This is a genomic window from Deinococcus actinosclerus, assembly GCF_001507665.1.
Classification (GTDB): Bacteria; Deinococcota; Deinococci; order Deinococcales; family Deinococcaceae; genus Deinococcus; species Deinococcus actinosclerus.
Genome location: NZ_CP013910.1, coordinates 615,671 through 628,336, shown reverse-complemented (window position 1 = coordinate 628,336; position 12,666 = coordinate 615,671). Strand labels below are relative to the sequence as shown.

The following is a 12,666-nucleotide window of genomic DNA, read 5'->3' as shown; positions in this document are numbered from 1 at the left end:
ACGGCAACACCCCCGACCTGCGGGGGCCGGGGGTGCGGGGTGGGGCGGGCTTACGCCTCGCTGTAGCTCTTCTCGATGGGCAGGCCCACGGCGTTGCCCCATTCGGTCCAGCTGCCGTCGTAGTTGCGCACCTTGGGGTACCCGAGCAGTTCGCGCAGCACGAACCAGCTGTGGCTGCTGCGTTCGGCGATGCGGCAGTACGCGATGACGTCCTTGTCGGCGGTGACGCCCTCACCCTCGTACAGGGCCTTGAGTTCGTCGGCCGACTTGAAGGTGCCGTCCTCGTTGGTGGCCTTGGCCCAGGGGATGCTGCGCGCGCCGGGGATGTGCCCGCCGCGCAGCACGCCTTCCTGCGGGTAGTTGGGCATGTGCGTGACCTTGCCTGAAAATTCGTCAGGGCTGCGGACGTCCACCAGCGCGCCGGTGCCGCCCTTGACGCTTTCCAGGTGGGCCTTGACCTCGTCGCGGTAGGCGCGCAGGCTGTCGTCGCGGGTCAGGGCGGGGTAGCTGGTCGCCTCGACGCTGGGGGCGTCGGTGGTGGTGGGGCGGCCTTCCGCGACCCACTTCTGGCGGCCGCCGTTCATGAGTTTCAGGGGGTTCTTGACGCCGCTGTAGGACAGGAACCAGTAGGCGTACGCGGCCCACCAGTTGCTCTTGTCACCGTACAGGACGATGGTGTCGCCCTCATTGATCCCCAGGCGGCCCAGCAGGTCGCTGACCTTGTCGGGGGTGATGAAGTCGCGCTCGACGGGGTGCCACAGGTCGACCTGCCAGTCGAGTTTCACGGCGCCGGGGGCGTGGCCGGTGTCGTAGAGGAGGATGTCCTCGTCCACTTCGATCAGGCGGATGCCGGGCGTGTTCAGGTTCTGTTCGACCCAGTCGGTGCTGACGAGTACGTCTTTCGCGTAGTCCATGGTGTGGTGCCTCCTGTGAGTGGTGGGGGAACTGCCGAGTGCCCCAGGATTGTACCCTGATCCCAGACTTATTGACAAAAGTGGTCAACTGGACAGGCCCACCCAATCCCGCCCCGGGGGCGGCGCTACACTCCGCGCATGACCGACGCCGCGCCCGCCCTGCCGGACAAACTCCAGACCATCGTCACGATGTTCCGCAGCGCCCCCAAACCCCTGCGCCTCCAGGCCCTGCTGGAATACAGCAAGAAACTCCCCGGCCTGCCCGAGAAGTACCTCGAGCACCCCGAGTTCCTCCAGCCGGTGCCCGAATGCACCAGCCCCTTCTTCCTGGTCACCGAGCAGGACGAGCAGGGCGGCATGCACCTGTACTTCAAGGTGCCCGAGGAAGCCCCCACCGTGCGCGGCTACGCCGGCATCCTGCACGAGGCGCTCGACGGCGCGCAGCCCGAGGAGATCCTGAGCATCCCCGACCAGTTCTACATGGACATGGGCCTGACCGAACTCATCACCCCCATGCGCCTGCGCGGCATGGGCGCCATCCTGATGCGCCTGAAGAACGACGTGCGCGACCACGCCAGGGCGTAAGCACCCGCAGCGAAACGGGCCGCTCTCCCCTGTCCGGGGGGCGGCCCGCTTCCGTTCTTCCCGGCTCAGTCCTCGGGCAGCAGCGCGCCCAGCAGCAGCGCCGTCACGCCCAGCGCCAGCCCGTACGTCAGGTGCGCGCCCAGACGGTTCGCGTGGCCCCTGGCGGGCGTGCCGGCCGGGCCGTCCTGAAGACCCAGCAGCGGCACGATCCCCTCGTCCACCAACGCCCATAGACCCACGCCGAACGCCGCGCCCTTGACGGGGTTACCCCGGCCCGCCAGGGCGCCGTACAGCGCGCCGCTGCCCACGCCCATGCCCCAGTGCACCGCCTCGCTGAGCGCCGCGCGGGTCTGCTTGCCCGGGGCGTGCCCCTCGGCCTTCTCGTACGCGACCCGGCCGATCGCGGCGGTGCTGCTCTCGCCGGGCTGGTGCTGCTGCCCGATGACCGAGATGGAATGCTCGTCCTTCTTCGGCTGCTCACTGCCCCCACCGCTACCGCTGTCCCCCTGCAGCAGCGGCGCCACCCGCGTCCAGTACTGCCCCATCGCCAGGGTGCCCACGGCGCCCCCGATCAGTCCCGCCACCACACTCCGGTATGCACTCATGCCCCCACGGTACGGAGCGCGGCCGGGGCACGACTGGAACGCAGCGCCCAGGGTGAAGGAAGGCTGCACAGGCTGTCAGGGAAGCATGAACGCGGGGCCAGCCCGGTCAGAGGTGGCCCCGCGTCCCCGCGCCGGTCAGACGCCCGGGGTGGTCTCCCGCGCGGGCGGGCCGCCCCGGTGCGCGTCACGCAGCGCCGCCAGGGCCCGGCCCCGGTGGCTGACCGCACGCTTTTCCGGCACCGTCATCTCCGCCAGGGTGCGGGTCTCGCCGTCCGGGACGAACAGCGGGTCGTACCCGAAGCCGTTCGCGCCGCGTGGCCCTTCCAGCAGCGTACCGGGCAGCTCGCCCCGGTAGGTTTCCAGGTGCCCGTCCGGGTACGCCAGGATCACGACGGACACGAATTTCGCGCGGCGGTTGGTCTGACCGCGCAGTTTCTCCAGCAGGTACACGTTGCGTTCCACGTCGCTGTCGCGGTTGCCGTAGCGGGCGGAGTACACGCCGGGCTCGCCACCCAGCGCCTCGACCTCGATGCCGCTGTCGTCCGCCAGTGCGGGGCGGCCCAGCATGACGGCGGCCGCGCAGGCCTTCAGGGCCGCGTTCTCCTCGTAGGTGGTGCCGGTCTCCTCCGGCAGGGGCAGGCTGCCCAGCGGGCTGAGCGTCCAGCCCAGGCCCTGCATGGCCTCCTCGATCTCCCGGATCTTCCCGGCGTTGCTGGTCGCCACCACCACATTCATGCCCGCTTCAGTCGTCACGCCCCGCAGTGTATGGGATGCCGCTCGACCCCTGCATGAACCTCGCCCGACCGCGCCGCACCCCGCCAGTGGGGGGCCCGGGGTCAGTGCGCCGCCGCGACCGCGCGCACCACGTCGTCCTGCACGGCGCGCAGGGTCAGGATCGGGCTGGATTCCGGGCCGTTCATGATCACCGCGAAGGCCAGCACGTGCCCGCTGCGGCCCGTGACGTACCCGGCCAGGGCACTCACGCCGGGCAGCGTGCCGGTCTTGGCGCGCACGTCCAGGCCCGCGCCGCGCAGCCGCAGCGCCATCGTCCCGCCGCGCCCGTCGTGCTCCGGGACGTTCTCGCCCGTGCCGGCCTGTGGGAGGGCCTCGGCGAACGCGTTGCCGCGCGCCCGGTACAGCGCCTCCGGCAGACCCGCCTTCCCCGGCAGGGGTGCGGGCAGGTCGAATTGCTCGCGCAGCACGGCCACGAGGACGCGCGGACTCAGGCGGTTGTCGCGGCTCAGGCCGCTGCCGTCGTGCAGTTCCACCTCGCTCAGGTCCGCGCCGATGCGGCGCAGGTAAGCCCTTTCGCGCGCCAGCGCCCCGCGCAGCGTGCCGTTCGCGCCGTGCGCCAGGGTGCCCAGCAGCTCCTCGGCGCGCAGGTTGTCGCTGGGCCGCAGCGTGGCCGCCAGCACCCGGAACGGCGAGGCGCTGCGCACACTGGCGATCCCCTGCTCCGGGCGGGCCGCCACGGGCGTAACCGGCTCGGGCGGCAGCGCCCGGCCCCGCTCGTCCGTCCGGGCGGGCGGCACCCACGCCTGCCAGGGGGCCGCGCGCGCTGGCGAGTCCCGCGTGACCCGCACGCCCGCCGCGCGCAGCTGCGCCGTCAGCGCCGCGCCCAGCCGCTCCCGCGCCGCCTGCGCCGACGCGGGCGGATCGTCGTGCCACTCCGCGAGCCGCAGCGCCGTCATGGGTGCGCCCAGCGGCACCTCCCACGCCGCCGAGTCGAAGCCCAGGTCGTCCACGCGCACCTCGCCCACTTCACGCAGGCCCCGCGCGTACGCCTGGCGCGCCAGCGCCCGCAGGCTATACCCGCCCTCCACGACACTCAGGGTGGGATCGCCACTACCGCGCAGCGTCACCGCCTTCACCGAGGCGCGGCCCGCCTGCGCGGCCGGGACGGTCAGCTCGGCACTCCACCAGCCGCCCGCGCCGCCCCGCTCATCCAGCACGCTGGCGGCCGTCACCAGTTTCGTGGTGCTCGCCGGAATGAGCGCCCGGTCCGGCTGCCGCGCCTCCAGCACCGCCCGCGTCCGCAGATCCTGCACGAGCACCACCGTCTCCACGTCCCCCGGCAGTCCCCGCAGGGCCGCGCGCACCCCCGCGCTCAGGCCCGGCTCGCGCGACAGGTGCAGCGTCCCTGCGCTCCCCGCGGCGGGCGCGGCCACCTGCGCCGCCCCGGTCAGACCCAGCAGGGCGGCAGTCAGGAAAGCGCGGCGCATGCGGCCCAGGATAAAGGCTGAACGTGAGGGCATGACGACCGCTCAGGGCGACCCTCCCTCTGTCCCGTCAGCAGTCCTCGACGCGCACCCCGAAGGCGGCTTCCATCCAGCGGACGCGGGCCAGCACGGCGGCCGGTTCCAGTGGCGCGGCCACCTTGACCGGCCCGAGGTCGCGGTTCAGCAGGTGCTTCCCGAGGGCCGCCTCGCTGAACGTCGCGGCCCCCTGCCCGGCCAGGGTCAGCAGGCGCGCCCCCATCTCCAGCCGCACCGCGTCCCGAAAGGCCCGCACCTGCGCGTGGAACTCGTCGGCAGGCAGGATCAGCTGTCCGGTGTGTGGCCGCCAGTACCGCCACGAATCGTCGTCCGGTTCATCCGGGGGATGCCACGAGACCAGCACGTCGGTCCCCACGGGCCGGAAGCGCACGTAGAAAGTCGTGCACACGTTGTCACGCGCGTATCCGATCTCGACTCGGGCCGGTTCGACCCGCCAGTCCAGCTCCTCGATCAGCTGCTTCCTGGCCTGCCGCTCTGCCGGGCGAACCTCTCCAGTCGCCTCGACCTGCCGCCGCAGGTTCGCCATCCAGCGCGCCCAGCAGCCCGAGGCGATCCAGTCCTCCAGCGGGGCGGGCAGGTGCCTCAGGATCAGGCCCGCCGCGCCGCCCAACTCCTCGGCGAAGTCCCGCACGCTGTGCTGCGACATGAGGCGTTCGAAATACTGTTTCCAGCGGACTTCCAGCACCGCCGGATCGTCGGCTGGATCGTCGTGAGGCTGTCCTCCAAGTGCCGACAGCGCGGCGGCCCGACCTCGCGCTTCCCACTGGCCCTGCACGAAGGCGGCACGGTACGCGGCATCCACTTCGGGGAATACGCCGCCCGGCGTGTTCAGGTGGTAGGTTCCCCAACCCACCTCATGCAGCAGCGTCTCGACGCGCGACTCCGGATACCAGATCGACTGCTCCCAGCCGTCCCGCACGACCCCGAGGTCCTGAAGCTGGAACTCGAACAGGGGCCGCACGCCACTACTCGCCGGTGCGGGCGCGGCGTTTCTGGTACGCGCCGGTCAGGAGTTCCGCGACGTACTCACGGGTAAAGGGCATGCCGCTCGCCTCGGCGGCGCTGATCTCCTCGTCGCGGTCGTACGTCAGGCGGACGTACGTGGCGCTGTGCGACGGGCCGTGCGGGTCGAATTCCAGCACCAGGTAGCACGGCAGGGTGGAGTCCAGCGGGTTGCCGACGCTGCCGCAGTTGATCAGGGGTCGGCCCTCGACGTCCAGCATCAGCGCCTCGTGCATGTCGGCGTAGACCAGCGCGTCCGCGTGGGCTTTCAGGCCGAACTGCGGGTTGGGCGCGAAGGCCTCGAGCTGATCGTGCAGGCTGCTGTGCGGATACAGGCGGTGAAAGAGCCCGCGGCTGCTGGCGTGCACGAAACGCCACCACGCGCCGCCGAACTGCTCCTCGATGCCGTACGGGAGGGCGCCGAGGTACGCGAGCCCTTCGGGGCTGAGTTTGCTGCGCGGCCAGAGGTCCTGCGGGCGGTGCGTGGCGCCGGCGACGCGGGCGTCCCAGTTGCCCTGGATGACGCGGGTGGCGTGCGCCTGCGTCCAGTCCAGCACTTCACGCGGGCGTGGTCCCTTGCCGACCAGGTCGCCCAGCACCCAGATGTCCGTCAGGCCGCGCCGCTGAATGTCTGCGTGGACCGCGAGGGTGGCCGCCAGGTTGGCGTGCAGGTCCGCGAGAATGGCGAGGCGAATCATGCCCCGGAGTCTAGCCCAGCCCCGGCGCTGGCCCCGCGCAAATCCGGCAGGCGTCTCAGACGGATTCCGGGTCAGGCCGGGCGGGGCGTGAGGGCCGCGACCATCGCCAGGGTGATCAGGCCCGCCGTGACGAGGCCCGCGACCACGAACCATGCCGGGGCGCGCCCGCCGCCCGAGGCGTTCGCGCCCGTCCAGGCGAGGCGCAGGTTCACGAGGGCCAGCATCATCAGCACGGCGTCCAGGGCGTCCACCATGCCGCCCCCCACGGTCAGCGGGTACGCGGCGAGGCGGGTGACGCCGACGAGCACGAGCGCGATCAGCAGTTGCAGCGCGTAGGGGGGCACGGGGCCATTATGGGCGGCGGGCCCGGGCCGTCGGTGTGCACCCTGGCCGCTGACCCCGGTTCGTGTTACCCCAGTTCGTGGTACTGGCCGCGGAAGTACACCAGCGGGTCGTCGTCGGTGTAGCGGCTGTACTCGACGAAACCCAGGAACAGCGTGTGGTCGCCGGCCTCGATGACGCGGTCCTTGCGGCACACGAGCTGCGCGACGCTGCCGCCGATCAGCGGCAGGCCCTCGTGCTCGAACCACGGCACCTGATCCTCGGGGCCGGGGCGGCCCGCGAAGTGGTCGCTGAGGTGGCGCTGCGTGGCGGACAGGACGTTCACGCCGAAGTGCGTGACGTCGTCCTGGAGCAGCAGGGCGTGCATGTGGGCGCGCGTGTCCACGCTGACGAGGATCAGGGGCGGCTGGAGGCTGACGGACACGAAGGCGCTGGCGGTCATGCCGCGCCTCTGGTCACCCCTGGCGGTGATGATGGTCACGCCGCTCGCGAAGCGGCCCAGCGTCTGACGGAATTCCTGCGGGGAGAGGCCGGTGTCGGTCATGCCGGGAGTGTACCCGGCGCGGGGGGCCGGGCCGTTCGTCTGCCCCGGACATCGGGACCTGACAGTGGGCTGCGGCGCACTGGCGTCAGGGTTTGGTGGGCGTCAGGGTTTGGCGGGCGGCAGGCTGGGGATGATCTGCACTGAGCGCACGAGCAGGTCCGGCAGGCGCACCACGCCGCGTTCGGGCACGCGGTCGAGCCAGCGCTGCCCGCTGACGCGCACCTCGACCGGGCCGGGGGTCAGGGTGGCGAAGCCGTAGTAGCCCAGCGCGTCGGTCTGCGCCTGCGCGATCACGCGGTCGTCGCGGATGACCTGCACGGTGCGGCCGCCCGGGACCTCCGCGCCGGTCACGCGGCCCAGCAGGCCGCGCGTGGTGACGGGCGTCTCCGTCCAGGGGCGCGGGGTGTTCAGGACCGCGCCGGGGGCGGTCAGGACGGCCTGCACGGCGCTCAGTCCGGCGGGCGTGTCCTGCCGCTGGCCGTACACGTCGGCGGTGGGGGTGCGGTACGAGTACCCGACCCAGCCCAGGCCCGCTCTGACGCTGCGGGCGGCCTGCGCGGCGGTGACCTTCGGGGCGTTGAGGTACATGGCGGTGCCCGAGGCGAGCGCCACGCGCTGCCCGTCGGTACGGGTCTGCACGAGCTGCGCGAACGCGTTCCAGCGGTCGAACCACGCGCCCTGAGGCGGGGCGGCGTCGCGCTTGTAGTTCATCAGGACGTTCAGGTCGAGCAGGCCGGTCTGCATCCAGGTGGGCCAGTCCTGCATCACGTCGGTGTACGTGCGGGTCTTGCGAAAGCCGCTCAGGTCGGCGGGCGCGTCGTTGTAGGTGATGGTGGCGGCGCTGATCCAGGCGTCCGGGCGCACCGCCTTGACCTCCAGCGCGATGCGCCGCACGAGGTTGGTGATCTGCTCGCGTTTCCAGTCCTGCCAGGCGGGGTCCGTGGGCGCGGGCGTGCCGGGACGGCCGCTCTCGGCGCGGTAGCGGGCGAGCACCTTGGGGTCGTAGCCCCACGCGCCGCCGTCCGGGTAGCGGATGCGGTCGAGCTGGATGCCGTCCACGGGGTAGTTCCGCACGAGGCTCACGGCGGCCTGGGTCATGTACTCGGCGGCGTCGGGAATGGCGGCGTCCAGCCAGGCGTCCCGGCCTTCCAGCCAGCTGCCGTCGGGGCGGCGGGCCAGCCAGGACGCGCGGCCCGCGTCGGGTCCGTGGGCGCGCATGAGGTGCTCCGGGCTGGTGTTGGGGACGGTGGTGTTCGCCACGCCGGTCACGCTGAGCCACGCGATGACCCGCATGCCGCGCGCGTGCGCCTGGGCCGTGATGGCCTCCAGCGGGTCGAAGCCGGGGGCCAGGTCGGCGTCGCTGATGGCGGGCACGCTGGCCTTCAGGCACAGGCAGTCGGCGCGGCGGATGGCCTGCACGAACAGGGTGTTCACGCCGAGGCGCGCGGCGTCCTGCACGGTCTGCCTGACCTGCGCCGGGGTCTTCAGGCCGGGGCCGAAGGCGTCGATCCACAGGCCCCGCAGCGCCGCGCCGGGCTGGGGCGCCGCCTCGCCGGGTGCGGGGGCCGGGGCGGCCAGAGGGGCTGGGGCGGCGGCAGGGGCGGGGTTCTGGCCGGCACTCTGGGCCGCAGCGGGGACGGGAACGCCCAGCAGGAGGGGCAGGAGCAGGGCGCGCAGCGGGGGGCGGGACATGGGTGCCGGGAGGCTAGCGCACCCCGCTCCGCGAAGGGTGAGCCGGGCGCCGGGTGCGGGGGCCTGGAGGGGCGGGGCTGTGCGGACAGCGGCCTCATGAACCCCTTGGTGTCCGCCGTACACTTCCGGCATGACCTCGGACGTGCAGGGAACGGCAGATATCGGCGTGATCGGGCTGGCCGTGATGGGCGAGAACCTGATCCTCAACATGGCCAGCCGGGGCTTCACGGTCGCGGCCTTCAACCGCACGGTGAGCAAGGTGACGGCCTTCACGCAGGGCCGCGCGAAGGGGCAACGCATCCTCGGGGCCGACAGCCTGGAGGGCTTCGTGGGGCTGCTCAAGCCGCCGCGCCGCGTGATGCTGATGGTCAAGGCGGGCGCCGCCGTGGACGAGTTCATCGCGCACCTCGCGCCGCTGCTGTCCCAGGGCGACATCATCATCGACGGGGGGAACAGCCACCCGGCGGATTCCACGCGCCGCACGCGCGAACTGGCGGAGAAAGGCCTGCTGTTCATCGGTACCGGCGTCTCCGGCGGCGAGGAGGGCGCCCTGACCGGCCCGAGCATCATGCCCGGCGGGAACGAGCAGGCCTGGGAGGCCGTGAGGCCCATCTTCCAGGGGATCGCGGCGCGCGTGGCGGACGGCACGCCCTGCTGCGACTGGGTCGGCGAAGGCGGCGCGGGGCACTTCGTGAAGATGGTGCACAACGGCATCGAGTACGCCGACATGCAGATGATCGCCGAGAGCTACCAGCTCCTGCGCGCCGCGGGCCTCAGCGCCCCCGAGACCGGGGAGGTCTTCGCCCGCTGGAACGAGGGCGAACTGAACAGTTACCTGATCGAGATCACGGCCGACATCCTGCGCAAGACCGACGACGTGACCGGGCAGCCGCTCGTGGACGTGATCCTGGACGCCGCCGGGCAGAAGGGCACCGGGAAGTGGACGTCGGTGGCGGCGCTGGACGCCGGGAGTCCCGCCGCGACGATCACCGAGGCGGTGTACGCCCGCGCCATGAGCGCCCTGAAGGCCGAGCGCGTGGCGGCCAGCGCCGTGCTGGACGGCCCGGCCTTCCCGGTCCCCGCCGACCGGGACGCTTTTGTGGAGGGCGTCCGGCAGGCGCTGTACGCCAGCAAGATCGCCGCGTACGCGCAGGGCTTCCAGCTGCTGCACCTGAGCGCGCAGGACGCCGGGTGGACGCTGGACTACGGGCGGATCGCGCAGATGTGGCGCGGCGGGTGCATCATCCGCGCGGCGTTCCTCGACCGCATCAAGGAGGCGTACGACGCGCAGCCCGGTCTGGCGAACCTGCTGGTCGCCCCGTACTTCTGCGAGGCGGTGCGGGGCGCGCAGGCCGCGTGGCGGGAGACCGTGGCGGCCGCCGTGCGCGGGGGCGTACCGGTCCCGGCCTTCAGCAGCGCCCTGGCGTACTTCGACGGGTACCGCTCGGCGGTGCTGCCCGCCAACCTCCTTCAGGCGCAGCGGGACTACTTCGGGGCGCACACCTACGAACGCACGGACCGTCCACGCGGGGAGTTCTTCCACACGAACTGGACCGGGCGCGGCGGGGACACGGCCAGCACGACCTACAACGCCTGACGCCCCCGGCCCCACCCCCGCGCCACCCCGCCGGGCGCCTCACTGTGTAGCCGGGGCTTGGCCGGGGGGCGCCGCGTGGGCTAGAGTGGGGGGCTGATACCGGAGTAGGGCCCGGTGGATTCCAGGGAGGTTGTGCATCATGGCAGAACGAGATATTGACAAGCTGCTGTCACTGACCGACAGCAAGTACCGACTGAGCGTCGTGACCGCCAAGCGGGCGCTGCAGCTGCGCAGCGGCGCGCCGAGCGTGCTGCCGGTCGAGCAGCGCGTGCGCACGCGGAACCTGGTCACGCAGGCGATGCGGGAACTGGCGACCGGGAAACTCACGGTCGGCACGAACATGATCGACGAGCAGCGCTTCCATCAGGATTACGTGCGCCAGCGTCAGGCCCAGATTCAGGCTCAGCTCAACGCCGAGCGCGAACGCGAACGGGACTGAGTCCTGTCCGCCTGCACACGCCCCCCCGTGGGGCGTTTTTTCGTGTCCTGGGGCGGGCGGTATGGTGTGGGGATGCTGAGTGCTTTTGCTGTGCTGCTGTGCGTGACCGCGCTGCTGGCGTACCTGAACGAGCGGTTCCTGCACTTCCCCACGACGGTGGGAGTCACGCTGGCGGGGGCGCTGGCGAGCATCCTGCTGATCGGGCTGGACGCGCTGGGCCTGCCGGGCCTGCGGGGGTGGGCGGCGGGGGTGCTGGAGACGCTGGATTTCACCGAGTTCGTGCTCAACGGGATTCTCAGCGTGCTGCTGTTCGCGGGCGCGCTGAGCCTGAACGCCCGGCAGATGCTGCGGCAGCGGCGCAGCATCCTGCTGCTGGCGTTCCTGAGCACGCTGATCAGCACCGCGCTGATCGGCTTCGCGGCGTACGGGGTGTTCGCGCTGGTGGGGCTGGACGTGCCGCTGATGTGGGCGCTGCTGTTCGGCGCGCTGATCAGCCCGACGGACCCGGTGGCGGTGCTGGACCTCCTGAAGCGCGCGCGGGTGCCGCTGAAGATCGAGACGCTGATCGCCGGGGAGAGCCTGTTCAACGACGGGGTGGGCGTGGTGATCTTCCTGGCGCTGGCGGGCGCGGCGGGCCTGGGCGGGCACGGCGGGGAGGTCAGCGCGGCGGGCGTGGCGGGCCTGTTCGCGCGGGAAGCGCTGGGCGGGCTGGCGTTCGGGGCGCTGCTGGGCGGCCTGGGGTACGCGCTGCTCAAAGGCGCCACGGAGCACGCCGTGGAGATCCTGCTGACCCTGGCGCTGGTGGTGGGCGGGTACGCGGCGGCGGCAGCGCTGGGCATCAGCGGCCCGCTGGCGATGGTCGTGGCCGGGCTGATCATCTCGGCCTGGAAGCACGAGCTGTTCACGCCGGACACCCAGGAGCTCGTGGAGGGCTTCTGGGAGACTACCGATCAGGTGCTGAACATCGTGCTGTTCGCGTTCATCGGCCTGGACGTGCTCCTGACCGAGACGACCGGCGCGCAGATCATGGCGAGCGTCCTGCTGATCGGCGTGGCACTTGCCGCCCGCTGGATCAGCGTGGCCGTGCCGTTCGCGCTCGTGCGCGCCCGCGAGGGCTACGGGGCGTACACGGTGCGCCTGCTGACCTGGGGCGGCCTGCGGGGCGGGATCGCCATCAGCCTCGCGCTGGGCCTGCCGGACAGCCCGTACCGCACGCACCTCGTGACCGTCACGTACGCCGTCGTGCTGTTCACCATCGCCGTGCAGGGCCTGACGATCATGCCCATCGTGCGCCGCGCGGTGGAGGCCACACCCGAAGAGGGTTGAGGGTCAACAGTTGATGGTTGATGGACTGGGGATGGCCCCGATCCATCAACCATCAACTGTTGACCTTCTACTTGTTTACTTCTCGACGAGGTACGCGGTTTCGATCACGTCGGCGGTGCCCAGGCGGCCGGGCTCGATGCGGGTGAGGCGGTCGAGCACGTCCAGCCCCTCGACGACCTTGCCGAACACGGTGTGGCGGCCGTCGAGGTGGGGGGTGTCCACGAAGGTGATGAAGAACTGGCTGCCGTTGGTGTTCGGGCCGCGGTTGGCCATGCTCAGGATGCCCTTGCCGCGGTGGCGGTGGTCGTTGGGCTCGTCCTCGAAGTCGTAGCCGGGGCCGCCCGCGCCGGTGCCGGTGGGGTCACCGGCCTGCGCCATGAAGCCGTCGATGACGCGGTGGAACTTGATGCCGTCGTAGTAGTGGTGGCGCAGCAGGTACGCGAAGCTGTTCACGGTGACGGGCGCGTCGTCCGCGAACAGTTCGACGACGATGCGGCCCTTGCTGGTTTCCAGCACGGCGCGGTAGTTCTTGCCGGGTTCGATGCCGTCCCCGAGTTCGGGGGCCGCGTTGAAGCGGGTCTGGCGCTCGGCGCTCAGTTCGGGGGTGACGGTGAAGCCATCCTGCTGGTAGTGGTCACTCATGGGG

14 protein-coding genes are annotated in these 12,666 nt (G+C 71.7%); 4 read left to right on the top strand and 10 right to left on the bottom strand.

Features of this window, described 5'->3' with window-relative positions; translation table 11 throughout:
* Window positions 1-50 precede the first annotated feature (50 nt).
* Entirely contained in the window at window positions 51-914 is an 864-nt protein-coding gene (locus AUC44_RS03005) for a sulfurtransferase (RefSeq protein ID WP_062157332.1), read from the bottom strand.
* Window positions 915-1,052: 138 nt separating this feature from the next.
* Between AUC44_RS03005 and AUC44_RS03000 the strand changes: the two genes are divergently transcribed.
* Window positions 1,053-1,499, top strand: coding sequence for a SufE family protein (locus tag AUC44_RS03000; protein WP_046844160.1), 447 nt, complete (start codon window positions 1,053-1,055; stop codon window positions 1,497-1,499).
* A gap of 65 nt (window positions 1,500-1,564) precedes the next feature.
* Here AUC44_RS03000 and AUC44_RS02995 read toward each other — a convergent pair whose 3' ends face one another.
* The 8 genes from AUC44_RS02995 to AUC44_RS02960 all read right to left on the bottom strand — a co-directional run bounded on the left by AUC44_RS02995 (window position 1,565) and on the right by AUC44_RS02960 (window position 8,658).
* Window positions 1,565-2,104 carry a hypothetical protein gene (locus AUC44_RS02995; RefSeq protein ID WP_062157331.1) on the bottom strand — a complete coding sequence of 180 codons (540 nt, stop codon included), beginning with the start codon at window positions 2,102-2,104 and terminating at the stop codon, window positions 1,565-1,567.
* Window positions 2,105-2,239: 135 nt separating this feature from the next.
* Window positions 2,240-2,839: an RdgB/HAM1 family non-canonical purine NTP pyrophosphatase gene (rdgB, locus tag AUC44_RS02990; protein ID WP_062159648.1), complete on the bottom strand. Its 600-nt coding sequence runs from the start codon at window positions 2,837-2,839 to the stop codon at window positions 2,240-2,242.
* Between the two features lie 101 nt (window positions 2,840-2,940).
* Window positions 2,941-4,326 (bottom strand): D-alanyl-D-alanine carboxypeptidase/D-alanyl-D-alanine-endopeptidase, encoded by a 1,386-nt coding sequence (locus AUC44_RS02985; protein WP_062157330.1) that lies wholly within the window; start codon window positions 4,324-4,326, stop codon window positions 2,941-2,943.
* Between the two features lie 67 nt (window positions 4,327-4,393).
* Entirely contained in the window at window positions 4,394-5,341 is a 948-nt protein-coding gene (locus AUC44_RS02980; RefSeq protein WP_062157329.1) for a DUF5984 family protein, read from the bottom strand.
* Between the two features lie 4 nt (window positions 5,342-5,345).
* Window positions 5,346-6,080, bottom strand: coding sequence for a metallophosphoesterase family protein (locus AUC44_RS02975; RefSeq protein WP_062157328.1), 735 nt, complete (start codon window positions 6,078-6,080; stop codon window positions 5,346-5,348).
* Between the two features lie 71 nt (window positions 6,081-6,151).
* Window positions 6,152-6,424 (bottom strand): hypothetical protein, encoded by a 273-nt coding sequence (locus AUC44_RS02970; protein WP_062157327.1) that lies wholly within the window; start codon window positions 6,422-6,424, stop codon window positions 6,152-6,154.
* Window positions 6,425-6,489: 65 nt separating this feature from the next.
* Window positions 6,490-6,966 carry a flavin reductase family protein gene (locus AUC44_RS02965; protein WP_062157326.1) on the bottom strand — a complete coding sequence of 159 codons (477 nt, stop codon included), beginning with the start codon at window positions 6,964-6,966 and terminating at the stop codon, window positions 6,490-6,492.
* 102 nt (window positions 6,967-7,068) lie between these two features.
* A complete protein-coding gene (locus AUC44_RS02960; protein WP_082688926.1) occupies window positions 7,069-8,658 on the bottom strand; it encodes a family 10 glycosylhydrolase in 1,590 nt (529 codons plus the stop codon).
* A 130-nt stretch (window positions 8,659-8,788) separates the two neighbouring features.
* Here AUC44_RS02960 and gnd point away from each other — a divergent pair, with 130 nt between their 5' ends.
* The 3 genes from gnd (at window position 8,789) to AUC44_RS02945 (ending at window position 12,020) form a co-directional block, all read left to right on the top strand.
* Window positions 8,789-10,255, top strand: a complete 1,467-nt coding sequence (gene gnd, locus AUC44_RS02955; RefSeq protein WP_197408571.1) for a decarboxylating NADP(+)-dependent phosphogluconate dehydrogenase — start codon at window positions 8,789-8,791, stop codon at window positions 10,253-10,255.
* A gap of 139 nt (window positions 10,256-10,394) precedes the next feature.
* Entirely contained in the window at window positions 10,395-10,694 is a 300-nt protein-coding gene (gene rpoZ, locus AUC44_RS02950; RefSeq protein ID WP_062157325.1) for a DNA-directed RNA polymerase subunit omega, read from the top strand.
* Between the two features lie 72 nt (window positions 10,695-10,766).
* Window positions 10,767-12,020, top strand: a complete 1,254-nt coding sequence (locus tag AUC44_RS02945) for a cation:proton antiporter (protein ID WP_062157324.1) — start codon at window positions 10,767-10,769, stop codon at window positions 12,018-12,020.
* Between the two features lie 75 nt (window positions 12,021-12,095).
* Here the strand turns inward: AUC44_RS02945 and AUC44_RS02940 are convergent, their stop codons facing one another.
* On the bottom strand, window positions 12,096-12,662 hold the full coding sequence (locus AUC44_RS02940) for a peptidylprolyl isomerase (protein WP_082688925.1): 567 nt from the start codon (window positions 12,660-12,662) through the stop codon (window positions 12,096-12,098).
* Between the last annotated feature and the right edge of the window lie 4 nt (window positions 12,663-12,666).

What these genes read in the sequence shown, in the direction of transcription:
- AUC44_RS03005 (WP_062157332.1), bottom strand. Translation starts at nt 914, where the DNA reads ATGGACTACGCGAAAGACGTACTCGTCAGCACCGACTGGGTCGAACAG.
- AUC44_RS03000 (WP_046844160.1), top strand. Translation starts at nt 1,053, where the DNA reads ATGACCGACGCCGCGCCCGCCCTGCCGGACAAACTCCAGACCATCGTC.
- AUC44_RS02995 (WP_062157331.1), bottom strand. Translation starts at nt 2,104, where the DNA reads ATGAGTGCATACCGGAGTGTGGTGGCGGGACTGATCGGGGGCGCCGTG.
- rdgB (WP_062159648.1), bottom strand. Translation starts at nt 2,839, where the DNA reads ATGAATGTGGTGGTGGCGACCAGCAACGCCGGGAAGATCCGGGAGATC.
- AUC44_RS02985 (WP_062157330.1), bottom strand. Translation starts at nt 4,326, where the DNA reads ATGCGCCGCGCTTTCCTGACTGCCGCCCTGCTGGGTCTGACCGGGGCG.
- AUC44_RS02975 (WP_062157328.1), bottom strand. Translation starts at nt 6,080, where the DNA reads ATGATTCGCCTCGCCATTCTCGCGGACCTGCACGCCAACCTGGCGGCC.
- AUC44_RS02965 (WP_062157326.1), bottom strand. Translation starts at nt 6,966, where the DNA reads ATGACCGACACCGGCCTCTCCCCGCAGGAATTCCGTCAGACGCTGGGC.
- AUC44_RS02960 (WP_082688926.1), bottom strand. Translation starts at nt 8,658, where the DNA reads ATGTCCCGCCCCCCGCTGCGCGCCCTGCTCCTGCCCCTCCTGCTGGGC.
- gnd (WP_197408571.1), top strand. Translation starts at nt 8,789, where the DNA reads ATGACCTCGGACGTGCAGGGAACGGCAGATATCGGCGTGATCGGGCTG.
- rpoZ (WP_062157325.1), top strand. Translation starts at nt 10,395, where the DNA reads ATGGCAGAACGAGATATTGACAAGCTGCTGTCACTGACCGACAGCAAG.
- AUC44_RS02945 (WP_062157324.1), top strand. Translation starts at nt 10,767, where the DNA reads ATGCTGAGTGCTTTTGCTGTGCTGCTGTGCGTGACCGCGCTGCTGGCG.
- AUC44_RS02940 (WP_082688925.1), bottom strand. Translation starts at nt 12,662, where the DNA reads ATGAGTGACCACTACCAGCAGGATGGCTTCACCGTCACCCCCGAACTG.